This window comes from Flavobacterium bizetiae (assembly GCF_902804475.1).
Classification (GTDB): domain Bacteria; phylum Bacteroidota; class Bacteroidia; order Flavobacteriales; family Flavobacteriaceae; genus Flavobacterium; species Flavobacterium bizetiae.
In genome coordinates, this window is sequence record NZ_CADCSU010000125.1 from 15,504 (window position 1) to 39,288 (window position 23,785).

A 23,785-nucleotide genomic window follows, 5' to 3' on the forward strand; every position below is an offset into this window, starting at 1 on the left:
GATTTTTTTCCTTTCCAAAAACGACAAAAAGCTTCAGAGAAATTTGAAGCTTTTTTATTTTAGTCAAAATTCACAAAACAATATCTGATTTAGATTGCAGGTGCGAAGTCATAGACACTCGCACATCTTGCCTGAGAACTTTTAGGCTTTGTGATGTTTTTACGCCTCTTATTTTATTTAATCCCCATCATAAGTAATTGTCCAATTCAAACTGTCTAAATCTTCAATTTTAAAAAGATATTTTTTATTGTAGATGTTTTTCCTAAATATTGTTTCCCAACCATATTTATCTACACTATCTTTTTTAATAATATAATATCTTATTTTTTGGTTATCACAGGTTTTAATGTATTCTTCCCAACGAGGTTTAATTATCAAATTACAATCATCTTCATTGTCTTTTGTTTCATGTGGAGGAAAAGAATATTTTGGAAGTCCGTCCATTTTATTCAACTCGTGTTCAAGATAAAAACAATAGATACTATTTTTAGATTTATTGCTAGTGGCAATACATCTACTATCACTTACATCCATACAAGATGTTAATAATGGTAGCAAAATAATACTATATAATTTTAAATTTTTCATTTCTATGCATTAAAGATTTAAGATGGTATGATAACTTATAAATTTCCCTCGTTGCGCAAATGTCTATACTTCGCGCCACTTCTTAAAACAAATCTAGTCTAAAAAAAGAAAACTTCATGAGACCTATTGTTTCACTCAAAATTTAATATAAATCATTTAGTTAAGTTAATCATTTCTTAATCCAATAAGAAAGTCATTTGTATTACTATAAATTCGTTCTGTCAATTCGTATGAAATAAGTTATGTTTAAAAAAATAACTCATTACCATGATATCCCAAAACAAATCTTAAAAACAATCTTTACAGGAAAAAATTGATCTATACAGCACTTTTAAATATTGCGATTTTTCAGGGAATAGTTTTAGGCTTAATTATTTTAAAGTCTTCTATATTCAATAGCAATTCAAATAAATATTTAGCATACTTACTATTTGCACTTTCCATTGTTTTACTGAATTATGTTTTTGAAATTGAAGGTGCATTTACTTCGTATCCTTTTCTACGTTTTATAGACGATGTCGAGTGGATATTTTTATTACCCGTTTTCATATTTCTGTTCATTATAAACCGGATTGACGATACTATAAAGAATAGGCAGAAGCACTATTTGTATTATATTCCGTTTGCCTATTCCTCTATTGTTCATATTACATACGATCTTAGTAATGTTGCAGGAATTTACAAAATCCCGGATTCAAGTATTTTCCTAATCAATATACTTATGCTAATTCAGCTTTTATTTGCCGTTATTATCATCCCGTTTCTACCTCTTTACTCTTATTTTATGATAAAGCATTTAAAAGACTCTAAAGAAAAAAAATGGATAATTACTTTATTAACTAGTCTTTATTTATTATTATTGACTTGGCTTACGACCTATTTGGTTGGGTTATTCCTTGGTTTAGATATTTCCTCTACTATGAGTGTTCTGGCGCTGTCTGCAACATTCATAATTCACTGGACAGCTTACATAGGAATTTACAAATACAAACTGGCCAAAAACAAAGATGCAGTTTTCAATTTTTTAAATACAGATGTAGCTCTTTCGTATGGCAATCTGCAAATGGTAGAAAATAATACACCAGAAGAATATAGGGAAGCTATCACAGCAGATAATCTTTATTTTCAAAAACTGGAACTTCTTTGTAAAGAGCAGCACATTTATACTGATAGTACATTAAACAGAGAAAAAGTGGCTGAAAAATTAGGTATAAGCCCAGGATATGTTTCACAAATTATAAACACGATAACAGGAGACAACTTTGCCAATTACATCAATAACTATCGAGTTGAAGCTGTCAAAGAAATGATTTCAAATTCTGAGTATGAAAACTATAATTTGTTGACGATGGGATTGGAATCTGGGTTTACTTCAAAAACAACTTTTTATAAAGCCTTTAAAAAAGTTACTGGTCAGACACCAAATGAATATAAAAACACCAGCAAATAAGTACCAATTTATACATTTCTGAGTTTTTGAAACCTTTTCTATTTCTTCTTAAGTGAATTTTGCATTTAAATAATTCAAATTCCTTTTTATGAAAAAAAACTATTTACTACTTATCATTTTGTTTGCCTTTTATTCTGTCAATGCTCAAAATGAAACTGATCCCTATCAGAAAAATAATGAAGTTAAATTAAATGCACTGGCTCCTTTATTGCAATCTTTTCAGATTAATTACGAAAGACATTTAAATAATAATTCATCATTAGGACTTTCTTTTTATTATGTTTTTGACAATACAAAGAATGAAAAGGATTTGAATTATTCAATATCTCCGTATTACAGAAGATATTTTGGTAAAAAATACGCATCAGGCTGGTTTGTTGAAGGATTTGGAATGCTGGCTTCAACAGATGGTAAAAAAATATACACATCAGATGATCATTCAATTTATACCGAGAATCCCGACGTTATTAATTTTGCTCTCGGTGCCGGCGGAGGCTGGAAATGGGTTAGTAAAAGCGGATTTCTTTTTGAAGCAAATGTTGGTTATGGCGGTATAATAATCAATGCAGATAAAACAGATCATACTATAGTTGCAAAATTTGGACTGAGTGTGGGATATCTATTTTAATGCTTCCGGTTATTAAGACAAAGCTTCAAAGAAATTTGGAGCTTTTTTTATTGTCGATTATCCTGAAACAATTTTGTATTTATGAGCGGGAAACTCTTGCAAGCTGAGAGATTAGAATCCATGGGTATTTCAAAACGACCTTTTATAAAGCTTAAAAAAAACAACCTGTCAGAACATAAATAATGTTAAAACACCGCCAAAATAGGTACCATTTTATACATTTTTAAGCTTTTGAAACCTCTTTCACTTTTTGTTATATGAATTTTGGACTCAATAATTCAAATCAATTTTTATGAAAAATTTTTTATTACTAGCTGTCCTTACAGTTTTAGGATTTTTAAATGTTAATGCCCAAGAAATTAAATTTGGTGCTAAAGGAGGTCTCAACTTTGCCAATATCAGCGGAGATAATACCAAAGGTATTGATGTTGTAACATCGTTTAATTTTGGTGTTGTATCAGAAATTCCAGTTTCTGATAAATTTTCTTTTCAACCTGAAATAATGTATTCCGGTCAGGGATACAGTTTCGATGACAATACCGTTGCCTTAAGTTATCTGAATATTCCTTTAATGGGAAAATATTATGTAACAAAAGGATTGAGCCTTGAAGCCGGACCGCAAATAGGATTTTTGCTTGCTGCCAAAAATGAAAAGACAAACGTAAAAGATTCGTTTAATACTGTTGATTTTGGAGTTAATTTTGGCCTGGGTTATAAACTTGACAACGGACTTAATTTTGGCGCAAGATATAATTTGGGATTAACTGATATTAATAATGTAGAAGGTTCTTCAAGTAAAAACAAAAACAGCGTATTTCAATTATCTGTTGGTTATTTCTTTTTCTAAAGTTTAATAATTTTCAACATTTATGCCTTACCTCAGTCTTTTTGAATAAAGGTTAAATCACTGCCGCGAACAACTATTACCACAAAGCTTCAGAGAAATCTGGAGCTTTTTTTATTCCATACAACCTAAACCAATTTCGAAATTATAAAAACAGCAATACAAAAAACTACAGTAAATACGATTGAATTAACGAATCTGTCTTTTGCCCGAATCGATTTATCAGATAATTTTACTTTCGTTGCATGTTTTTTGCTCCATTTATTTGCTTTCATATTTTTTTATTTTAATTCAACACTTTTTTCTCCTTAAAGTCAAATGTTGTGCCAAAATAACGGGATAAATCATAAGTAAATGAATTTCAAACAAGTAGGGAAACAGGCATTCTCATTAAATTTATAAACCCCTTTCAAAATGATACGATGCCTTTCAAAATAGTACAAATTTGTTTTGATTTTGTATAATAAAAAGCATTTTCTAAAGAAATAACAATTGGAAAACATTGCAGTAAATTAATTAACATGTTTTCTCTACAACGCAGTTTGTATTCGTAAATGTTTTTATAAATTTGCAATCTTATATTGAAACCGTTTATTTTCAGTACAAAATTATGACTTTCACACAAATACCTCAAAATTGCCTTAAAGTCTTCATCCAAAACAAATTTTTATAATCATACTTACACAACACAATGCTTAAAAAAAACAAACCCCAGATTTTATTTTTTATTCTTTTAAACTTATTTTTTTCCATTAATTCCTTTTCGCAAAAGAATGTGTATGTAGGAATTGAAATCGGAAGAAGAGCAATCAAAACTTCTGTTCTTGAAATCAACAATATCAAGAAAGCAGATTATAAAATTCTTTACTTTTCGAATGACAGAATTAGTCTTGCTGATCATATTGCCAGTTTTGGAGAATTGCCTCAGGAAGACATCAACAAAACAAGTATTATAGTTGCTGACCAATTAAGAAAAGTAAGAGCTGACTTTAAAATTTCTGAAGGAAATATATTTATAGTTGCATCTCCTGTTTTTTCTTCTGCCCGCAACATCGATGTTTTAAAAAATAAAATTTCGACTCTTACCAACAAAACTTTTGACATTATCAATGCTGATGAAGAAGCTAAAATGTTAGTTAAAGGTGCTATACCTCCTGTTGATTATTCTAACGCAATATTGTTAGACATTGGTGCTCAAACTACTAAAGGTGGATACATTGATGAAATTGATGATAACAAATTAGAGTTCATCCCTTTAGAACTTGATTTTGGTACAATGACACTTACTGATGCAGTAAAAAAGACGGTTGTAAATCAAAGTCAGGCTAATGATATGTCGACATACCAGGAAAAATCTTTTGACTTTAATACCGTTTTACGTAAAAAAATCAAAGAAATGCTTGATGCAAATCCTCTTATCTTAAAAAAGGAAAAAATATATTTATCAGGAGGAGCTGTATGGGCTTTTGCAACTTTATATTATAATGAAAACTTAAAAGATCACTATATTCCTTTCAGTTTAGAAGATGTTATTAATTACGATGCAATTCTGAAAAACAACTTCAACAAGTTCAGTAATCTTTCTAAAACGAATGCAGAAGTAGACAGAGTTTTAAAAACATATGACCAGAAATACCTTATTTCTGCCAACAACATTCTTTCGAACTGTCTTGAAAGTATTCCTAACGTAGCAACAAAAAAAATATATTTTGTGAAAGACGGACAAGTAACCTGGCTTATGTCATACATTGCAGACCGTTCTAAGAAAATAAATACTAATTTCTAAGATATAGATTTTACTTTTATAATAAAAGCAAACAAAAAGGGTTGTCTCAAAAATATTGAGACAACCCTTTTTAATTAAACAACTTTTATACTTTATATATTTAATAAGTTATACGTTTGGAGGTGTTCCTTCTGCATTTGCCGCAACTACATCTACCTGAATTAACGCATCTTTAAGCAAGGCTGATACACCAACTGTTCTTCTTGAAGGAATTCCGCCCGGGAAGAATGTTTTATAAACCTCATCTACAGCATCAATATCTTCGATGTTTTTAAGGAAGATATTTACTTTTACCAAATCATCCATTACATGATTAATACTTTCCAGAATGGTTTTGATATTTTTTAAACATTGTTGCGCTTGCTCTTTTATACCACCGGCAATAAGTTTACCTGTTTTAGGATCTAAAGGCAATTGAGCCGAAATATGATTGTAATGAGAAAATGCCACCGTTTGTGTCGATAGAGAACACTTTGGTGCTTTTTCGGTATTGTTTGCTTTTATAACAATTCCGTGTCTGTCTTCGATAGCTTGCGGAGGCGTGCCATCACCGTGAGAAATCACTGCTTCAATTTGTACCAAAGCCTGCATTGGCAAAGCCGAAGCTGCAATGGTTGTACGTGCAGGGAAATAAGCTACAGCTCTCGCAATAGCTGAATCTGGGAAAAACGTTGTATAAACTTCGTTTACAGCTTGAACATCTGAAAGGTTTTTAACAAAAACATTAATCTTCACGATATCATCAAAAGGAACATCGATACTTTCTAAAATTGATTTAATATTTTTTAAACATTGTGCAGATTGTTCTTTTACTCCGCCAATTACCAATCTGCCCGTTTTAGGATCGATAGGCAATTGAGCCGAAAGATTATTGTAATGAGAAAATGAAACTGTTTGCGAAGACAAAGCATTTACTGGAGCATTCGCCGTGTTGTTTGTAAGCTTTATAAGATCACCTGATTGAGGCGCGTTCGGAATTGTACCTTCTCCGTTTGAAACCAATGCTTCTACTTGTACCAATGCATTCATTGGCAAAGCTGCAACTGCTACTGTAGTTCTTGTAGGAACATAAGTCGGGAAAAAAGTTTTATAAACTTCGTTTACAGCATCAACATCTTTAATGTTTGTAACAAAAACAGTAATCCTAACCACATCGCTCATAACATGGTCGATGCTTTCTACAATTGCCTGAATGTTTTTAAAGCATTGTTCTGCCTGTTCTTTTACACCGCCAGAAACTAATTTACCTGATTTTGGATCGATTGGTAATTGTGCCGAAAGGTTATTATAATGAGAGAAAGCTACGGTTTGTGAATAAGGACCGATACTTTTTGGGGCATTTTTAGTATTTCTTGCTAATACTGCATTTACTTTATTTGAAGCCATTTTGTGTATTTTTAACCTAATTAATAATGGGAGTTTTTTTTGCTTAATTCAAAAGAATTAAGTGCCATATTCTGGCTAACTCAAAATTATTATTCTTAGCATTCAAAATAATTCACGATAGGACATCAAAATATAATTATAAGACTTTTCTTTCTTAGTATATATTCTTCAATAATTAAAAATTAAATCTAGTGAGAAAGATTCTGCAAGCGACGGTAATCAGTAGGAGAAATAGCGGAATGTTTCTTAAAAAAACGTCCGAAAGCAGAAACGGAATTAAAACGCAATCGATAAGCAATGTCGCTTATGTTGATTGCCGGATTTCCTAACAATACTACGGCTTCTTTTAATAAATGTGCATCGATAATTTCGTGAGGCGTTTTATCTACGGCTTTTTTTACAATCTGAATCAGGTATTTATTTGAGATATGAAGTTTTTGAGCGTAATAATTTACTCCTTTATGCTGGCTGATATTTTCCATAACCAACTTAAGAAACTGAAAATAAATTTCTTTGGGATTATTAAGAACTACATCATTTTTTGTTTTTTCTTGTGGTAAAAATTCAGCCGTTTCGAGAAGCAAATTAAAGATGATTGTCCGGACAATTTCATCTTTAAATTTAAGATTGGCACTGATTTTATTTTCAAGGTATTTCATGAGCTTAATTAACTTTTTAGCTTCTTGTTCCTTGAGATGCATGAACTCATAAGATTTGTCTTTAAAAAATGTAAGACGCTCAATAATAAAAGGATCGGATATATTTTTAAGCAAAAACTCTTTCTCAAAAAAAAGCAATTTTACCCGAAAGTCTTCGCTATTATTCTGAAAAGCAATAATTGTAGCTGGCCTCGCCAATAACAAACTAAACGGACTTACGGCATGCTTTTTACCATCGATTGAAACCACAATATTCCCTTCTGTACAAATACACAATGAATAATAATCCATTCTGAAAGGTTTCTGGGGATAATCGATTTGTTTCTTGCCTGAAGAGACATAATAGGGCAAATTATTATCAACCTCAAAGTAGGCTAATGTATCGCTTATTTTATCATAAGGTTGATCCATACTGCGTAAATATTGCTTAACTATTAATTTTGGAAGACTAATTTACGTATAAAAATAAGCAATAATCTGAGATAATTCCCTATAAAATTGGACGATTTAAGAAAAAACAACGGTTAATTAATATAAAAATGACGCCAGAGCAAAAAGCCTTAGCGTCATTTTTTCTTAATTATTATCCTGTAAAAAGAAATAGATTTTTCTTAATCTCTAATTCCTCCTATCCAGCTTTTTAATCTATTAATTTGTTCTGTAAAAAAAGATTCATGTTCTTGAGAATCTTCTGCATTTTCTACCAGAAGATGTTCGTAATACGTTCCTTTTAGAAATTTTCTTAAAAGCCCCTCACCTACTATTGGCTCATAATCATTTAATGATTGTGCTGCTTTAAGCAAATGACGAAGATCATATTGTAACGGATTAATGTCCGGTACTTGTTTGTTTAGATTCAATAATTCATAAACTGCTATTCTCGCAGTTCGTACAGAACTTTCCATCGTAAATACAATGTCGTTATTGGTTTCTACAAATTGTCCTACCAAACCTAAATTTTTACAGCCTTCAGGAACTACTTGTGGACGATCGCCTTTTGCTCTTGGCATAAACATAGAAGTAATGTATGGCATAAATGAACTACGTATAATTGTATTTTCGACAATATTATCCAGCTGATCGATAATTCCTAAATGATACGCCAATTCAGCTAGAATTTCATCTCCTGTACATTGAGGCATTGTTTTTTTGACATAATCCCCTTCTTTATCCATAAAAAGCGCATATACCCAAATTACTAAAATATCATCTGGCTGGTCAGGAAAATGCGGTTGTCTGTTACAGGTAAAACTCATTAACCAATTTGAATCACTAATCGTAACTATTCCTCCCGTGGCAGTTTTACCAGAATAAGGATCGTTTACGCACAACTCTTTTACTTTCTCTGTAAAAGCAGAAGGTTTACAGGTTAGTGTAGCAGATTCCCATGAAGATTTTTCGATGTTTCCACAGAATTTTTCCGGTTTACCAAAAACAGGTGATTTCGCTGCCAGGTTTTTCCATAATTTCCATCCCGCGCTTTGTCCGCTTTTGCTATTATCCAAATCAATCGCCGGAGCGGTTTTATTATCACCGTAAAAAGTATCTTCGGTCATTGAACCTGTTGTAGCAATTACATAATTTTCTTTACCAACAGGAATTCTTTCTTCTTTACCATCTTTTTCAATAATGATCGCTTCGACAACTTTACCATTGATATCACTGTGAATATCTAAATCCTTAACGAGTGTATTAAGATCGATTTGTACACCTTTGCTTTGAAGAAATTTTCTAAGCGGCGTAACAAAAGTATCGTACTGATTGTATTTTGGGAAAACTAAACACGAAAGATCTTTCATTCCGTCTATCGCGTGCAGAAAACGGTGCATGTATAATTTACATTCTAGTAAACTATGCCAGTTTTCGAAAGCAAACATTGTTCTCCAGAAAAACCAAAAATTACTTTCCAAAAATGATTTACTAAAATAACCTTCGATGGTAATATCGTCTAAATCTTCTTTTTTCTTAAGCAACAATTTTACAATCGCAAGTTGGTCTTTTTTCTCTAATCCAAATTTGCTAAAATCCTTAATTTGGCCTTTATTATGAATTAATCTCGCTTTTGAGTAATTAGGATCATTATCATTTACCAAACGATATTCGTCTAATACACTATAAGGTTCTGGCAATTCAAGAGCCGGAATATCCTGAAAAATATCCCAAAGGTTTTCGTACGTCATATCCATTTCGCGACCTCCGCGAATAATATAACCATCGGTAGTATTTCCGGCACCATCCAGCGATCCGCCATCTACGTGCAACTGATCCAGAAAAATGATATTCTCGCCCGGAATATGACCATCACGAATAAAATAATAAGCTGCCGCCATTCCGGCGATGCCGCTTCCTACAATATAAATTTTACTGTCTTTGTATGATTTTGACGGAATTCCTTTATTACGCTGGTAATTCCCGATTTGATCTGAAAAAGGCATTGTTTTTTCAGGTGTATTAATTTGAATCTCTTTACTCGAGTCGGGCTGGTGGTTCACATTTCCATATTCTTTAGAACCATTTAATAATTTTTCGAATTTTGAAGTGGTAGAACTCATAACTAATCTATTTTTGATTTACTCAAAGTTAAGATTACCAACAGAATAATGTGCATCCCGAAATTCATTATTGCTATCCCGAAATTCCGTTTTGGTTATTATACCTAATTGTTTTTTGTTGTTACTCCAATACAGAAATATTTTTGCTACAGCAATAAATCTGTGTACTTTTGAATTTTATTCAGCCCAAACAATCTAAGCACTATTCAATGAAAACCTTCTCTGTAACCAGCTCTATAATTTCATCATCAGACATTGCAGATTTTGTTTGTGAAAAATATGCATTATCCCCAAATACAACTTGCCGGTTATTAAAAACAGGAATCAATCACACCTATCGTATTGATACCGATAACGAGAGTTTTATATTTAGGCTTTACAGCTGCAACTGGCGAACCAAACAAGAAATTGCCGAAGAATTAAAGTTACTACAGCTTTTAAAACAAAATGATATTGCGGTTTCTTATCCAATTTCAAATCGTTCAGAGAATCTTATTAACGACATAAATGCTCCGGAAGGATTACGTTACGCTGTTTTGTTTTCTTTTGCCAAAGGAAATAAAGTTCTAAACTTTAGCGAGGATATTCATTCTGAAATTGGAACGTTAATGGCCAGAATTCATCAACAAACCAAAGGATTAAAGCTTAACAGAATTACCTATACGCCTGAAATTTTATTAAATCAATCCCTAAATTATATCAAACCTTTTCTTTCTGATGAAACTGAAGAAATGCAATTTCTTATAGAAACCCGATTCATTCTGGAAAAGGAATTATTGAATGCCAATACCAAACTATTGCGCACAGGAATTGTGCACATGGATATATGGTTTGATAATTTGAATATTTCTGATGATAATAAGGTTACGCTATTTGATTTTGACTTTTGCGGAAACGGCTGGCTTTGCTTAGACATTGCCTATTACATCCTGCAATTGCATAGCACTGAAAAGGACGATACCGAAAGAACTGCCAAAATAAATGCATTTTATAAAGGTTACGAGACGATAGAAAAAATCAGTGACGAAGAGAAACGATTAATCCCTATTTTAGGCGTTTGCATGTACTATTTTTACTTAGGAGTTCAGTGCAACAGGTTCGAAAATTGGTCGAATACCTTTTTGAATGAAGTCTATTTAAAACGTTTTATTGCCGTTTTGATTAAAGGTTATTACGAAAAAGTAACTTAAAATATCTCACAAACATAATCTGTTCTCTTAGTATCAGACTTAGTATTATTTTAAAGCCGAAATCATAATAAAAATAGGCCTTCTTAATTCATCTTTCATCTCTGCATATTTTTCAATAATTTCCTCTGATGGTTTAGGTTCAGATATTTGCTGAATACTAAAACCAGATTCAATAACCGTATTGATGATATTCGCTACAGTTCTGTGGTATTTAATTACGTTGTGGCCTAAAAAATTCGTTTGTCTTATTCCTTCTTCCTGATAATCATCGACCGGCCAATGCAATCGCGTTCCGTTTTCATCTGTAAACCAATCCTGCTCGGCTCTCGAAGTAAAAACAGGATGTTCCATAGAGAAAACAAAACTTCCGCCTTTTTTTAAGTATTGATAAATTTTTCTAAAAACAGCATTCAGATTTTCTATATAATGAAAAGTAAGTGAACTAAAAACAATGTCAAACTGCTCCTCTTTAAAATCAATATCTTCCACCGGCATTTGATAATAATCGATCGCTAACTGTTTTGAATTTTCTTTCGCTTTATCAATCATCTTTTTCGATAAATCGATCCCAATTACATTTTCTGCTCCTTGCTCTTTTGCATAAATACAATGCCAGCCATACCCACAACCCAGATCTAAAACACTTTTTCCTTTAAAATCCGGTAACATATTTTTTAAAACATGCCATTCGCCAGCAGAGTTTAAACCATCAACTGAACGTGGCATTTTGCCATAATTTTCGAAAAAATCTTCATCATCATAAATATTTTGTTTCATCTCTTTTTTCTTTTTCATTAAAGCTTTAAAGCTATTTTCTATTATTTCTATTTCTTTAAAAAGAAACCATTTTATGCTAAATAAAAAAAGACTGCTCAACGAACAATCTTTTTTAATAGTATATCAACTAAATCAGTTTAAGCCATAAACAAAGCTCCTTTGTTATAGTTGTATAAAACCTCATCGTAAGGTACTAAAGGCTTCGCTACTTTCTCTGTAGAAGCTTCAAATTGTATCCCGTTATGTTTTCTAAACAAATAAATTTCTTTTAGGCAATTGGATAAACTTTGATGAATTCCGGTTGTAAATGTTGGTAATTTATTATCTCCTACTAATAAATCGATTTGATAATTAGAGCTGCTTTTAGACAAATTGTTACCTATAATTCTTATCGTAAATGTGGTTGCTTTTCCGTGTTGTTTACCTTGATATTGTACTACCATAATTTTGCTATTAAAAGGTTAGAATATTTTTATCATTTTATTTCATTATGCAAATTGATGAATTAAAGTTATGAAAAAAAAGCAAATTCTTAAAAAATACGATCTTAATTATATATTATTTTTTTCTGATGAGAATTAACAGATTTCCTCTCTAAAAGAATGAAAGAATTTCAGAAGCTTTCGTCTTTTATTTTGTTTAAATTTGATCAACTAATCTAAAAACCTAATCTTATGGAAATGAATCTCCTACCCTTCTTTGCTTCGGCATTAATTACACTTGTAACCGGTTTTATCTGGTACAATCCTAAAGTATTTGGAACTGTCTGGATACGCGAAGCCGGACTAACTCCGGAAGCTCTAAAAAACGGAAATATGATTAAAATTTTCGGACTCACTTACATTTTTTCTTTAATGATCACGGTAATTCTTTCAGCATTAACCATTCATCAATCCGGAGCTGTAGGTATGGTGGGCGGACCGCCTTTAATCGCCACTGCAAAACCATCATTTGCTGCTTTTATGGCCGATTACGGAACTGCGTATCGCACTTTTAAACACGGAGCGCTTCATGGTTTTATATCAGGTTTATTTTTTGCGCTGCCAATTTTGGCTATAAATGGTTTATTCGAAAGAAAATCATGGAAATATATTTTGATAAATGCCGGATACTGGATTTTGACGCTGACACTTATGGGCGGAATTATTTGCGCTTATGCATAATGACAAAAAACAAAACCCCGTTTGAAATTATAAATCAACGGGGTTTTCTTAATAATAACTTAAACGAGATGAGTTATTGTAAATAATATCTAATTTTGAAGAAATTACGTAACACTTTTGAATACAACTTTTACTTTTCAAATTTACAACAGCGCTTCATTATTGCCTTTAGAATGGAATTCGCTGGCTGTAGATAATATTTTTTTGACAAGAGAATATCTCGAAGTACTGGAAAATTCTTCTCCGGTAAATATGATTTGTCATTTTATCGGAATTTTTAACGAAGATAAACTAGCCGGAATTGTCCTGACGCAATTTTTGTTTGCAGAAAAACTGGATTCTTTTGGAGAACGCGATCAATGCCTGAAAACTTCGGTACGTAATTTTGCTTTCAAAAATTTTGCTTCGCATGTATTATTCGTGGGCAATAATATGCTTACAGGCCAAAATGCTTTTGCTTTTGACAAAAATATAAAGCAATCTAAAGCCATTAAAACGCTTCATAAAGCGATTAATCAGCTTAAAAAAGATTTGAAAGCGAGTGGAAAAAAAGTACATATTACAAGTATAAAAGATTTTACAGCAGAAGAAATCGAACCTCTACAAGCTGAATTTAAAAACAATTATACGTTTTCGACTCAGCCCAATATGATTTTTGAAATCAATAAAAACTGGACGACTGAACAGGATTATATTGATGCTTTATCAAAAAAATATCGTGACCAATACAAACGCGCCCGAAAAAAAGCTGACGGAATAAGAAAGCAGAGAATGTCTTTGCAGGATATTCAGCAATATGAAGATGTTATCTACGATTTGTATTTTCATGTGGCTAAAAATGCGCCTTTCAATACTTTTTTCTTAGCCAGAAATCACTTTAGTTTTTTTAAAGAAATCATGAAAGATAACTTCTTGTTTTATGGTTATTTTTTAGAAGATAAATTAATTGGTTTCAATACATTGATTAAAAACGGAAATGTAATGGACACGTACTTTTTAGGTTACGACGAAACCATTCAACGCGAAAGAATGTTGTATCTAAACATGTTATACGACATGATTGCGTATTCTATCAACCAAGGATTTTCTGAAATTGTTTTTGCCCGTACAGCCCTCGAAATTAAAAGTTCTGTAGGCGCAAAACCCCTAAAAATGTACGGATTAATTACCCATAGCAATGCTTTGATCAATCATAACATTGCCAAATTGTTTAATTATCTTGAACCTAAAACAGACTGGCAGGAACGAAATCCGTTTAAATAATTAAAACCATTATTATACAAAATTAGATAAGTTTTTCTTTTTTATAAATCATCAAATAAAATTCCTCTGCTGTTCATCCAGCCCGCGGTATGATTTCTCTTTTTATATCTTACATAGTTATAACTAAAAAAAACAATACTAGTAAAACGCATTGTATTTACCTTAAAATCTTTATCATAAAAATCCATTTTATTGTTTTTGTTTAAAATTACAAAACCATTTAATAAATAAATCTTTTCGTATTTTATAGGTACTATTTCCTTCAAAGTGATAGTATCATTTTGTTGTTTAAATGCGTAAAGTCCTTCCTTTTTATTTTTTATTAATATCACCCGATCATCAAAACCACCATTCACAGAATAATCCATAATCTTTTTACGGCTTACAAAAAGCAGCGAATCAAATTTTATTTTAGAGTCGATAAAAATATTTTTAGGCGGCGATGTGTAACCACTAGTAATTTCTGCATCGATAATTTCCCTAATTCTGTTCTGTTTTATACTTAATATATATCTTGTAACAGTTCCACAGCCCCAAGTTCTATCGCTGTAAAATGCAGGAGTAAAAAGACGAGTGTCAATTTTTTTAATTTTGTTTTCTGTTAAAATCTCAATATTCACAGATCCTTGATAAATGTCACGGTAGGTAAAAGTACTGTCTAATTCAAAATCAGAATTGTAGAATTTTACAGTCTTATCATCGATCGTAACAAAATATTTGTTATTGTAATATTTTAACGGTAGGTCATCTACAATCTTTTTATTATCCTTAAAAACCGTATAATTGTTGTCCTTTTTTATTTTAAGAGTATATTTTCCTATTTCAAAATAGCCTGTTTCCATATTAACAGCATTTTTATCCTTTATAGAAAATTTAAGGCCATAAGTATTATAATCACTTTGCAAATCCAGAAAACTTGTTTTTATCTCATTATCTTTTTTATAAATCAAACCCAATTTTGAAGACCAATAAATAATTTTATTATTGGCCATGACCATCTTATGTATTTCATCTTCTTTTTCACTTTCTAACTCCCAAACCTTTTTCTTTCTTATTACTCGACAAACCAAAACACTATCATTTTTCAAGAAATAAAAATGTTTCAAATGAGGCTGATCCACAAAGTAAACTTTGTCCCTGAACTCTTTTAACAAGTCAAAATCACTATCCAAATCAGAGAGTTTTATCGCATCCATACTGCCATAATATTCTTTGCCTATAAAATCTACTTTTTCTGTAGCATAAACATTGAACCTATTGCCATGAAAAAAATTGCCACGACTTTGAGTGAACCCTTTTTTCTCAATTTTATAAAAAAAAAGCATATTGCTATTAACCTGACAATAATCGTAGTTTGTAATGTCCGTAACTTTGTTTTGTGAATTCATGATTGTCACAAAAACAAATAGAATTAAGAGAAGTTTATTTTTCATTAATAATAATATTATCGGCTAATCTTCTTGTTCAGCATTTTGAATTAAAGCTTGCATAATTACTATTCTTTGCTCAAGAGTTATTTCATTAGTTAATTTTTCTTTTTGCTTTCCCATTACACTATCATCCATATAGCCTGTATTTGTGGCCCTTTCGTATGCCTCAGTAAAATCATAGGGACTAAAATACTCGTCGGCTTCATTTTTGCTTAGTATGACCTTCATTTTATTAATATAAAATTGTCTAACTTCTTCGGGGAATTTTTTCGCAATTAATTCATAATAGCTTTCATTTCCTTTCAAAAAATTATCTTTAGCCAAGATTAATTGTTTCTCGGTCAAGACTAAAGTATCTGATTTTAAAACCTTTACTTGTCTATAATAATTTATAAAGTCATACCTGGGCAAATCATTACATTTCAAATAATAGTCAATACTTTTTCCATAACGTTCTTCTGGCGATTTTGAATTTTCAATTTCTCTTACGTTTTTTATTTTCTCAATTATACTTTTCCAGTCAGAATCACTTTTCGAAAGATTCGCCAATAGTGTCAGTTTCTTTTTTTCTTTTTTAAAAAATAGAATACAATAATATTTTCTGTTCGCTTCCAAGATCTCTCCAAAACCGCAGGATCCTCCATTCATCATATTGCTATCATAATAGTCATTTTCACTTTGAGGGCAAAAAATTTCTTTATCTATAAATTTAATATTGGAATCATTTTTTATAATTTCCTCATAATTATTTACCTTAATATATCCGGCTTTAAAATGGTCATTAATATACTTATTTCCGTAATCAAAATCGGAATATTCAACAAAAAGGATTAGATCACTATTCATTGTTAAATTTCTCAAATCAACACTTTGAGAATATATAGTACTCTGAATCAGAATAAAAATTGTAAAAAATATTTTTTTCATTATTAATGATATATGACGGGTCATTATAAAAACTAAAATACTTTTTTAAATTTAAAAACTTACTTTTTTGTCTCTATTCTTTCTTTCAATTAAAACTTCATCTCAAGGCACCGCAATCTTCATTTGTTTGTGCAAAATATGAATGTCTAACGAAGTCTGCGCTCCGCAATATTCACCATCAATCTGAAAATTAACCGGATAATTTGTTTTTATGGTCGCTTTGTCTGTCGAAATAATCACAATATCATCAGAATCGATTGGCATGTTTCCGGTAATGATTTTTCCGAGTAATAATAAGTCAAGGCTTTTTAAAATAACCAATTCAAATTTTCCGTCGTTCATCGCACCATTTGGATTTATTGTTACGCCGGTTCCGTATTTTTTAGAATTGGCGATTACAATCATTCTTGCTGTATGCTCTACTGTTTCCTTATTTGCGGTAATCGTAGCGACAAAAGGTTCGTTAGAATCAACAAGGGTATTATAAGCCTGCAAAGCATATCCCCAAATTCCTCGTAGATTACTTTGTTCATAGTTTTTCACCAAATCAGCATTAAGACCAATGTCGCTTAAATGAATGCTTTTTTTGCCGTTGATGCAAATCATGTCCATTTCGATATAACGGCTTAAAAAGGCGATTTTCAGGTTCTCCTCTATTGTTGTGGGTAAATTAAGATCTACAGATAAACCGTTTGCCGATCCGGCGGGCAAAATACCAATAACAACATCAAATTGTTCTACGGCTTCGGCAACCATTTTTATCGTTCCGTCGCCGCCTGCTACTATAATTCGTTCAGGTTGCAATTGATTATAAAGCGATTGTATTTCTTTCTGGTCTGTTTTGCCTGTAGTTTCATAAACCGTCAGGTCAAAATTATTCGTGGTTGCAAATTCCTGCACAGCCTCGATCAAATCTGATTTATCAAGGTCTCCGGAAATAGGATTTACAACAAATATGATATTCTTTTTCAAAGTTTTATTTTTAAAGTCAATTAAAATAATTAATTTACAGCATCTATCTATAAATATACGCAATTAATGAAACCAATTTTACAATTATATCGGGGTTATGCCAATGAAGAAGAATTAATTGTAATGGGACATGTTTTTAAAAGAACGTATGATTATGATTTTCAGAAGAAAAACTTAAAAAATGCCCGTTCAATTATTAATCAGTTCAGGATAAAAACGCTTGATAATTTTGATATTTATCTAAAATGCGGCCATCAGGAAATTCATACCAAAACTTTGGATGATGGTTATTTTAAGTTTTGTATTCCGCTGGAAACTGAAACCAGTTTTGGATGGATGGAATACGAAGTTACGATCAAGGATGAAAATGAAACCATAACTGAAAAAGGTAGTTTTATAAGACCTCATAAAGGAAAACTTGGAATAATATCTGATATCGATGATACTTTTTTGATTTCGCATACTCAGAATTTCTTTAAAAAAATCTATATTCTTTTGTTTAAAAATGTAAATGACCGCAAGGTTTTTACAGATGTTGTACCGCATTATCAGGCTTTGAGTTCTGCAGGACGAAACAATAAAGAAGAGGAAAATGCCTTTTTTTATGTTTCAAGCAGCGAATGGAATTTGTATCGCTTTATTGTAAAATTTACCAAAATACACAATCTGCCCAGAGCCGTAATTTTATTAAAGGATATTAAAAGAGGTATCACAGACTTTTTTATGAGCGGACGCGGAAATCACGATCATAAATTCGACAAAATAAAACATGTTTTAGAGTTTTACCCTAATCTTAAATATGTGTTATTAGGTGATGATTCGCAACATGATCCTGTTTTGTACGAACGAATCTGCAAAATATTTCCTGTAACTGTAAAAGCGGTTTACATCAGGCAAACTGGAAAACACCAAAAAGAAGCGACTAAAAAAATCATGAAAAACCTAGAAGCTTTAGAAGTTTCTGTTTGTTATTATAAAAATAGCAGCGAAGCCATTATGCATTCTAAAAGTATTGGGATTATTTAAGATTTTTTATGATTTTATCTACGGATGACGCGGGTTTTAACTGGTTTTCGCAGGTTTTTATTCTCGTTTTTGTCATTGCGAGGAACGAAGCAATCTCACTAGTAATTGATATGAGTTTTGATTTTGCAAATGTGATTGCTTCGTTCCTCGCAATGACATACTTTATGGAAACGTCTAAACCTGAAACTGAAAACTGCGACTCCTAGCCCAGATTGAAGAGGAAAGCCCGGAGCAAAAAAAACTAATTTTTCTTGCCAGAAAACAGCGACCAACGGAAGCTCGTTTTATGGCTTAGAAAAATAGTTTTTTTTGCTCCGGACTTGAAACGGAAAGCTGGAAATAGCTCCTAAAAACTAAAAAAACCTTTGTCAAAGTTCGAAACTTTGACAAAGGCATCTGTAAACTTTGACTGAGACTGAAAACTAAACTAAGCGTTGAAATTATCAATCTCTTCCTGAACAATTTCCCAATCAAGAAGTAATTGGTCCAGGTCTTTTTTCTTTTTGTTGTATGCTGTAAAAAATGAAGCATCTTCGATATGCTTGTCATAATTCGAAGCCAACAATTTATCGTCGTGCTGAATGTCTTTTTCTAATTGTTTGATCTGACTTTCGACTTTACTCAAACGGTTTTGAAGCGCTTTTCCTTTTTTCTGATCTTCGTAAGAAACCTTATTGCTTTCTTTAGGAGCTGCGGCTTTTGCCACATCTTTTTTCTCGACTTCACGCATGTTTTCAAGATTGCGCTGCTCTAAGAAATAGTTGATATCTCCTAAATATTCTTTGATTTTTTGATCTTTGAATTCGTAAACGATATTCGACATTCCTTGAAGGAAATCTCTATCGTGAGAAACCAATAATAAAGTACCACCAAATTTTTGAAGTGCGGCTTTAAGAACGTTTTTAGATTTAATATCCAAGTGATTCGTAGGCTCATCCATCAGCAATACATTGATTGGCTGCAATAGTAATTTACAAAGCGCCAAACGGTTACGCTCACCTCCTGAAAGTACTTTTACTTTTTTCTCTACATCGTCGCCACGGAATAAAAACGATCCCAACATATCACGAACTTTAGAACGGTTGGTGTCTGTTGCAGCATCTTCCATAGTTTGCAATAAGGTGATTTCTCCATCAAGATATTCGGCCTGATTTTGAGCAAAATAACCCAATTGTACGTTGTGCCCTAATTTGATGTTTCCCTGATATTCGAATTCGTTTACAATGGCTTTAATAAAAGTCGATTTTCCTTGTCCGTTTTGACCCACAAAAGCAATTTTGCTTCCGCGTTCTACTAACAAATCGATATCTTTTAAAATCACTTTATCTCCGTAAGCCTTTGTAACATGTTCAGCTTCGACTACAACTTTTCCTGGTTCTTTTGAAACCGGAAACGAAATATTCATTACCGAATTGTCATCTTCATCAACTTCGATTCTTTCTACTTTATCTAATTTTTTAATTAACGATTGCGCCATCGAAGCTTTTGATGCTTTTGCACGGAACTTTTCGATTAATTTTTCTGTTTCCTCAATTTTTTTAGCTTGATTTTTTTGCGTTGCCAATTGTTTTTCACGAATTTCATGACGCAATTCTAAATATTGAGAATATGGTTTATTAAAGTCGTATGCTTTTCCTAAAGAGATTTCGATTGTACGGTTTGTAACATTATCAAGGAACATTTTATCGTGCGAAACAATTACAACAACTCCTGGATAACTGCGCAAGAAACTCTCTAACCAAATGATACTTTCGATATCTAAGTGGTTGGTAGGCTCATCCAGAAGCAATACATCATTTGATTGTAATAATAGTTTGGCTAATTCGATACGCATTCTCCAACCTCCTGAAAATGTTTCGGTTTGATTGTTAAACACTTCTCTTTTGAAACCAAGTCCTAAAAGAATTTTCTCTGTATCACCTACATAATTGTAACCTCCAAGAAGGTCAAAACGATGTGTATAATCAGATAAATCTTCGATGATTTGGCCGTATTCTTCGCTTTCATAATCGGTTCTGGTAACCAATTGATGATTGATTTCTTCTAATTTTTTCTCTACAATTTTGATTTCAGTAAAGGCTTCATAAGCTTCTTCTAATACCGTTCTTCCTTGTTCGAAATCAATATCCTGACGTAAAAAACCCATTCGGATATCTTTTTCCTGAGAAATAACTCCGGAATCAGGAGCGAAATCTCTTGCTAACATTTTAAGCATTGTCGATTTACCCGCTCCGTTTTTACCAACAAGACCTACGCGGTCGCCGGCACCTAAACGAAAGGTAACTTCTTCAAATAAATATGTTCCTCCAAAAGAAACCGAAAGATTGTGTATATTAAGCATAATGTGTAACTATTGTGGCAAGCTGTAAAGGTTTTTAAGCGCCTTATCTGCTTTGCTTTTTGAAAGTGCAAAAGTATGACAATTAATTTAAGTTTCGACTGTGGTTATAAAACAAATATTACAAGGCTTTTTGAGGATAAAAAATCCTTTTTTATAGCTTAAGTTCTTTTGTTTCAATACCAATAATTATAAAAAAACGGGTAGAAATCTTTTAGACTTCTACCCGTTTTTTTAAATCGTTTTTCTTTCTTTTTTATACCTCAGTTGCTTCTTTTGGCTCTGGTAATAAAATTGATAATACTACTGATATCACCAAAATTCCTCCAATAACGATCAATGAATAAATCGAATCTATATGGTAGAATGGAGCAATAATCATTTTAACACCAATGAATGAAAGGATAATTGCCAGTCCGTATTGTAATTTACTAAACAAGTGAATGAAATTATCTAATAAGAAGAACAATGCTCTTAATCCTAAAATTGCAAAAATGTTAGAAGTGTAAAGAATAAATGGGTCGTTTGAAATCGCGAAAATTGCCGGAATAGAATCTACTGCAAACAATAAATCTGTAAATTCGATTACGGCTACAACTACCAAAAGAGGTGTTGCTAATTTTTTTCCGTTTTCGTACGTAAAGAATTTATCTCCGTCGTATTTATCAGAAACACTAAAAAACTTTCTGATTAATCTAGCTCCTCTTGTATTGTTGTAATCTTCTTCGTCATCATCATCTCCTGCAGACCAAGATTTGATTCCTGCATAAACAAGGAACAATCCAAAGGCTGTCATGATTAAATTGATATCGTATTTGAAACCTTCTACTCCAACAAGGCTTAAAAGTTTGTTTAGGTATGTAAGTTCTATTAAGAATGCTCCTGAGAATATAAATATAGCTCTTAAAACCAAGGCTCCTATAATACCCCAAAACAGTACTTTATGTTTGTTTTCGTTTTGTACATCAAAAAATTTAAAAACTAATATAAATACAAATAGGTTATCTACAGAAAGTGCTTTCTCGATCCAGTATGCCGACTGGAACTCATAAAATTTGGCAGCTCCTGCAAAGTGATAGATCAAACCACTAAAAATCATTGCTAAACTTATCCATACTAATGACCATGTTATCGCTTCTTTATTTGTTACGACATGACTTTTCTTGTTGAAGATTCCTAAATCTAACAACAGCATGATCACAACTGCGACCGCAAATACTATTATTAATCCTGGATGTTCTGAAAAAATAGGGTGTTGATTCATTTTTAAATATTAATTAGGTTAGATTTTAAATTATTTATTGGCCATTGTAACTACTATAACTCTGCCGCCTTCTTCTTTTGAAAGCAGTATTTTTTTACCATCTGTAAGCTCGAGCATGGTGCCGATGGGAATTTCTTTGTCTTCGGTAACGTCTTTTAATGATGTTAGTTTTTGATTGACAAATACCCACTTATCATTATAAAAAGTAAAGTAGCCTACAGGTACTTTTTGTTCTGCCGTTAATTTTTCATTTCGCGCAATATTACGATTAACATGCCATTGAAACAAGTATTGATCGTTATAAACCATTAATCTATGATTCTCGGGTTTCCAGACGGTTTCCTGAAACTGATAATAGAGATCTAAAACCGGCAACGTGCCTTTGTGAGCCGTATTACAAAACGGACATCTTGGTGTATTTGTGTTGTCGAAAACATACCATTTTTGTTCGCATGAAGCGTTATGGCATTTTTGCATTAAATCGGTTGTTTTCAATAATGCTATTTCCCATTCCTCGGCAGTTGGTCTTTGCATTGGGTTATGCAATCCGTCTATAAAAACTTTATCGAATAAGGTTTTTAAATATGGGCCTGTAATGGCATATGGTATTTTGGTTATATCAGCCCAAGGCAAATCCCATTTCGAAACCTGATTGAGTTTGGGTCTGTTTGTAGCATCTGTTGGATGCTCTATAAACATGGCTTTTTCGCCCATCGATAACAAATCGTCTTTTTCGGTATCAAGATCATGCACCTTTCCTCCTTTTAGGGGATGTCTGTGTAGTAAAAACATATAGATCAAAACCGGTAACGCATGCAAATCGGTCAATCTGCTTGGTAATTTTCTATCGGGATCTGTTTTATTTAAATGCTTGGTCGAAAGTACTTCTGGAGCTATAAACTCGGCTGTTCCAATTACTTCGGCCGGAAATAACCCTGGAACTACAAGTCCATCCAAATCAATCATGCAAGCCGATTTATTGATTGGATCTATCAGAACATTATTGTATGACAAATCAGAATGTGCCAATCCCATGGCATGCATTTTTTTTACACCGCGGGTTAAATTAACACAAACCTGAAAATAACTCAGCCAATCACCTAACTCTGATTTTGCTACTCGAAGTGGAAAATGCGGATTTCTAAATTTTGATCCCGCAAACCATTTTCCGTTTTTTTCTTTTCCCTGAATTAAATCGCTGGTTTCATATCCTTTTTTAAAGAAAAATTTAGAATCGTAAATAGGTACAATGATTCCCGTTAATCCGTTATGTTCAATAACATCCGTTGGCCATCTGTATACTTCGTTTAGATAATAATCGCCTGCATCTCCGTTTTGAATTTGAACTAAATATTTATTTGTAATTCTTTGCAGTCTCTCTTTTTGATTAAAATCTAGTTTTTCTCTAAAAATCGCTACTACATATTTTCTATCGGGACTAAAATAAACATCCTTTACACCACCGCGCATAGGTTCGCCATTATCTACAAACTGATAGGATTTCGAGTTGTCATTAATAGATTTTACTGTAATCGTACTCAT

Annotated in this window: 22 protein-coding genes; 9 read left to right on the forward strand and 13 right to left on the reverse strand. The window is 32.1% G+C overall.

Annotated elements, in window-relative coordinates; all coding sequences use genetic code 11:
- Positions 1-177: 177 nt before the first annotated feature.
- Positions 178-588, reverse strand: coding sequence for a hypothetical protein (locus FLACOL7796_RS17365; RefSeq protein WP_173971995.1), 411 nt, complete (start codon positions 586-588; stop codon positions 178-180).
- A 313-nt stretch (positions 589-901) separates the two neighbouring features.
- Here FLACOL7796_RS17365 and FLACOL7796_RS17370 point away from each other — a divergent pair, with 313 nt between their 5' ends.
- From FLACOL7796_RS17370 to FLACOL7796_RS17380, 3 genes are all read left to right on the forward strand, one after another.
- A complete protein-coding gene (locus FLACOL7796_RS17370) occupies positions 902-2,038 on the forward strand; it encodes a helix-turn-helix domain-containing protein (protein ID WP_173971996.1) in 1,137 nt (378 codons plus the stop codon).
- Positions 2,039-2,126: 88 nt separating this feature from the next.
- The gene (locus FLACOL7796_RS17375; RefSeq protein ID WP_173971997.1) at positions 2,127-2,666 is read left to right on the forward strand and encodes a DUF3575 domain-containing protein; all 540 of its coding nucleotides are present in this window, start codon (positions 2,127-2,129) and stop codon (positions 2,664-2,666) included.
- Positions 2,667-2,958: 292 nt separating this feature from the next.
- Positions 2,959-3,513: a porin family protein gene (locus FLACOL7796_RS17380; protein ID WP_173971998.1), complete on the forward strand. Its 555-nt coding sequence runs from the start codon at positions 2,959-2,961 to the stop codon at positions 3,511-3,513.
- 125 nt (positions 3,514-3,638) lie between these two features.
- Here the strand turns inward: FLACOL7796_RS17380 and FLACOL7796_RS17385 are convergent, their stop codons facing one another.
- The gene (locus FLACOL7796_RS17385) at positions 3,639-3,785 is read right to left on the reverse strand and encodes a hypothetical protein (RefSeq protein ID WP_173971999.1); all 147 of its coding nucleotides are present in this window, start codon (positions 3,783-3,785) and stop codon (positions 3,639-3,641) included.
- A 500-nt stretch (positions 3,786-4,285) separates the two neighbouring features.
- Between FLACOL7796_RS17385 and FLACOL7796_RS17390 the strand changes: the two genes are divergently transcribed.
- Positions 4,286-5,296, forward strand: a complete 1,011-nt coding sequence (locus FLACOL7796_RS17390) for a Ppx/GppA phosphatase family protein (RefSeq protein ID WP_232067396.1) — start codon at positions 4,286-4,288, stop codon at positions 5,294-5,296.
- Positions 5,297-5,404: 108 nt separating this feature from the next.
- Here the strand turns inward: FLACOL7796_RS17390 and FLACOL7796_RS17395 are convergent, their stop codons facing one another.
- The 3 genes from FLACOL7796_RS17395 to FLACOL7796_RS17405 form a co-directional block, all read right to left on the reverse strand.
- The gene (locus FLACOL7796_RS17395; protein ID WP_173972001.1) at positions 5,405-6,682 is read right to left on the reverse strand and encodes a RidA family protein; all 1,278 of its coding nucleotides are present in this window, start codon (positions 6,680-6,682) and stop codon (positions 5,405-5,407) included.
- 188 nt (positions 6,683-6,870) lie between these two features.
- Positions 6,871-7,752, reverse strand: a complete 882-nt coding sequence (locus FLACOL7796_RS17400) for an AraC family transcriptional regulator (protein WP_173972002.1) — start codon at positions 7,750-7,752, stop codon at positions 6,871-6,873.
- A 200-nt stretch (positions 7,753-7,952) separates the two neighbouring features.
- On the reverse strand, positions 7,953-9,893 hold the full coding sequence (locus FLACOL7796_RS17405; RefSeq protein ID WP_173972003.1) for an oleate hydratase: 1,941 nt from the start codon (positions 9,891-9,893) through the stop codon (positions 7,953-7,955).
- A gap of 209 nt (positions 9,894-10,102) precedes the next feature.
- Between FLACOL7796_RS17405 and FLACOL7796_RS17410 the strand changes: the two genes are divergently transcribed.
- Positions 10,103-11,083 carry a phosphotransferase gene (locus FLACOL7796_RS17410; RefSeq protein ID WP_173972004.1) on the forward strand — a complete coding sequence of 327 codons (981 nt, stop codon included), beginning with the start codon at positions 10,103-10,105 and terminating at the stop codon, positions 11,081-11,083.
- Between the two features lie 45 nt (positions 11,084-11,128).
- On the opposite strand, the gene FLACOL7796_RS17415 is transcribed toward FLACOL7796_RS17410, so the two are convergent.
- Positions 11,129-11,878: a class I SAM-dependent methyltransferase gene (locus FLACOL7796_RS17415; protein WP_455550748.1), complete on the reverse strand. Its 750-nt coding sequence runs from the start codon at positions 11,876-11,878 to the stop codon at positions 11,129-11,131.
- 119 nt (positions 11,879-11,997) lie between these two features.
- Complete coding sequence (locus tag FLACOL7796_RS17420; RefSeq protein ID WP_173972006.1) at positions 11,998-12,303, reverse strand: hypothetical protein; 306 nt, start codon at positions 12,301-12,303, stop codon at positions 11,998-12,000.
- A 231-nt stretch (positions 12,304-12,534) separates the two neighbouring features.
- Here FLACOL7796_RS17420 and FLACOL7796_RS17425 point away from each other — a divergent pair, with 231 nt between their 5' ends.
- Positions 12,535-13,023 carry a DUF1761 domain-containing protein gene (locus FLACOL7796_RS17425; protein WP_173972007.1) on the forward strand — a complete coding sequence of 163 codons (489 nt, stop codon included), beginning with the start codon at positions 12,535-12,537 and terminating at the stop codon, positions 13,021-13,023.
- A gap of 117 nt (positions 13,024-13,140) precedes the next feature.
- Entirely contained in the window at positions 13,141-14,286 is a 1,146-nt protein-coding gene (locus FLACOL7796_RS17430) for a GNAT family N-acetyltransferase (RefSeq protein ID WP_173972008.1), read from the forward strand.
- Positions 14,287-14,327: 41 nt separating this feature from the next.
- On the opposite strand, the gene FLACOL7796_RS17435 is transcribed toward FLACOL7796_RS17430, so the two are convergent.
- From FLACOL7796_RS17435 to FLACOL7796_RS17445, 3 genes are all read right to left on the reverse strand, one after another.
- Complete coding sequence (locus tag FLACOL7796_RS17435) at positions 14,328-15,719, reverse strand: hypothetical protein (protein ID WP_173972009.1); 1,392 nt, start codon at positions 15,717-15,719, stop codon at positions 14,328-14,330.
- Between the two features lie 18 nt (positions 15,720-15,737).
- The gene (locus FLACOL7796_RS17440; protein ID WP_173972010.1) at positions 15,738-16,643 is read right to left on the reverse strand and encodes a hypothetical protein; all 906 of its coding nucleotides are present in this window, start codon (positions 16,641-16,643) and stop codon (positions 15,738-15,740) included.
- Between the two features lie 102 nt (positions 16,644-16,745).
- Positions 16,746-17,615, reverse strand: coding sequence for a diacylglycerol/lipid kinase family protein (locus FLACOL7796_RS17445; RefSeq protein WP_173972011.1), 870 nt, complete (start codon positions 17,613-17,615; stop codon positions 16,746-16,748).
- 66 nt (positions 17,616-17,681) lie between these two features.
- On the opposite strand from FLACOL7796_RS17445, the gene FLACOL7796_RS17450 reads away from it, so the two are divergent.
- Both FLACOL7796_RS17450 and FLACOL7796_RS17455 read left to right on the forward strand, forming a co-directional pair.
- Positions 17,682-18,641, forward strand: coding sequence for an App1 family protein (locus FLACOL7796_RS17450; protein ID WP_173972012.1), 960 nt, complete (start codon positions 17,682-17,684; stop codon positions 18,639-18,641).
- 8 nt (positions 18,642-18,649) lie between these two features.
- A complete protein-coding gene (locus tag FLACOL7796_RS17455) occupies positions 18,650-18,847 on the forward strand; it encodes a hypothetical protein (protein ID WP_173972013.1) in 198 nt (65 codons plus the stop codon).
- Between the two features lie 221 nt (positions 18,848-19,068).
- Here FLACOL7796_RS17455 and FLACOL7796_RS17460 read toward each other — a convergent pair whose 3' ends face one another.
- The 3 genes from FLACOL7796_RS17460 to FLACOL7796_RS17470 all read right to left on the reverse strand — a co-directional run bounded on the left by FLACOL7796_RS17460 (position 19,069) and on the right by FLACOL7796_RS17470 (position 23,785).
- Positions 19,069-20,982 (reverse strand): ABC-F family ATP-binding cassette domain-containing protein, encoded by a 1,914-nt coding sequence (locus FLACOL7796_RS17460; RefSeq protein WP_173972014.1) that lies wholly within the window; start codon positions 20,980-20,982, stop codon positions 19,069-19,071.
- A 253-nt stretch (positions 20,983-21,235) separates the two neighbouring features.
- Positions 21,236-22,243: a TerC/Alx family metal homeostasis membrane protein gene (locus tag FLACOL7796_RS17465; RefSeq protein ID WP_173972015.1), complete on the reverse strand. Its 1,008-nt coding sequence runs from the start codon at positions 22,241-22,243 to the stop codon at positions 21,236-21,238.
- Positions 22,244-22,273: 30 nt separating this feature from the next.
- Complete coding sequence (locus FLACOL7796_RS17470; protein ID WP_173972016.1) at positions 22,274-23,785, reverse strand: helix-hairpin-helix domain-containing protein; 1,512 nt, start codon at positions 23,783-23,785, stop codon at positions 22,274-22,276.

Excerpts from the sequence above, each read along its gene's own strand:
- FLACOL7796_RS17365 (WP_173971995.1), bottom strand. The coding sequence starts at position 588 with ATGAAAAATTTAAAATTATATAGTATTATTTTGCTACCATTATTAACA.
- FLACOL7796_RS17375 (WP_173971997.1), top strand. The coding sequence starts at position 2,127 with ATGAAAAAAAACTATTTACTACTTATCATTTTGTTTGCCTTTTATTCT.
- FLACOL7796_RS17380 (WP_173971998.1), top strand. The coding sequence starts at position 2,959 with ATGAAAAATTTTTTATTACTAGCTGTCCTTACAGTTTTAGGATTTTTA.
- FLACOL7796_RS17385 (WP_173971999.1), bottom strand. The coding sequence starts at position 3,785 with ATGAAAGCAAATAAATGGAGCAAAAAACATGCAACGAAAGTAAAATTA.
- FLACOL7796_RS17395 (WP_173972001.1), bottom strand. The coding sequence starts at position 6,682 with ATGGCTTCAAATAAAGTAAATGCAGTATTAGCAAGAAATACTAAAAAT.
- FLACOL7796_RS17400 (WP_173972002.1), bottom strand. The coding sequence starts at position 7,752 with ATGGATCAACCTTATGATAAAATAAGCGATACATTAGCCTACTTTGAG.
- FLACOL7796_RS17405 (WP_173972003.1), bottom strand. The coding sequence starts at position 9,893 with ATGAGTTCTACCACTTCAAAATTCGAAAAATTATTAAATGGTTCTAAA.
- FLACOL7796_RS17410 (WP_173972004.1), top strand. The coding sequence starts at position 10,103 with ATGAAAACCTTCTCTGTAACCAGCTCTATAATTTCATCATCAGACATT.
- FLACOL7796_RS17415 (WP_455550748.1), bottom strand. The coding sequence starts at position 11,878 with ATGAAAAAGAAAAAAGAGATGAAACAAAATATTTATGATGATGAAGAT.
- FLACOL7796_RS17420 (WP_173972006.1), bottom strand. The coding sequence starts at position 12,303 with ATGGTAGTACAATATCAAGGTAAACAACACGGAAAAGCAACCACATTT.
- FLACOL7796_RS17425 (WP_173972007.1), top strand. The coding sequence starts at position 12,535 with ATGGAAATGAATCTCCTACCCTTCTTTGCTTCGGCATTAATTACACTT.
- FLACOL7796_RS17435 (WP_173972009.1), bottom strand. The coding sequence starts at position 15,719 with ATGAAAAATAAACTTCTCTTAATTCTATTTGTTTTTGTGACAATCATG.
- FLACOL7796_RS17440 (WP_173972010.1), bottom strand. The coding sequence starts at position 16,643 with ATGAAAAAAATATTTTTTACAATTTTTATTCTGATTCAGAGTACTATA.
- FLACOL7796_RS17450 (WP_173972012.1), top strand. The coding sequence starts at position 17,682 with ATGAAACCAATTTTACAATTATATCGGGGTTATGCCAATGAAGAAGAA.
- FLACOL7796_RS17455 (WP_173972013.1), top strand. The coding sequence starts at position 18,650 with ATGATTTTATCTACGGATGACGCGGGTTTTAACTGGTTTTCGCAGGTT.
- FLACOL7796_RS17460 (WP_173972014.1), bottom strand. The coding sequence starts at position 20,982 with ATGCTTAATATACACAATCTTTCGGTTTCTTTTGGAGGAACATATTTA.
- FLACOL7796_RS17465 (WP_173972015.1), bottom strand. The coding sequence starts at position 22,243 with ATGAATCAACACCCTATTTTTTCAGAACATCCAGGATTAATAATAGTA.
- FLACOL7796_RS17470 (WP_173972016.1), bottom strand. The coding sequence starts at position 23,785 with ATGAGTACGATTACAGTAAAATCTATTAATGACAACTCGAAATCCTAT.